At 58.1% G+C, this 217-nt stretch carries 1 protein-coding gene; it reads left to right on the forward strand.

What is annotated here, in order from left to right:
- Positions 1–217, forward strand: a 217-nt coding sequence (locus INT22_RS20525; RefSeq protein WP_446718938.1) for a HoxN/HupN/NixA family nickel/cobalt transporter, incomplete at both ends; no start/stop codon positions are given.

Here is a 217-nt window from a genome sequence, read left to right on the forward strand (position 1 = left end):
GGGGCTCATCATATCGAGCCTCAACAAGCGCTCGACTGGCGCACAGCGCTGATGACAGTTGGAGCGATTGGAATGCGTCCGTGCACTGGGGCAGTGCTTATGCTGGGGGCTGCTAGCCTGCTTGGACAGTTTTACGTCGGTGTCGCTTCGGTGCTTGCCATGTCGCTTGGTACCGGTATTACTGTTTCTGTGCTGGCGCTGGCAAGCATTGTGGCTC

Source organism: Halomonas sp. 3D7M (genome assembly GCF_014897885.1).
GTDB lineage: Bacteria > Pseudomonadota > Gammaproteobacteria > Pseudomonadales > Halomonadaceae > Vreelandella.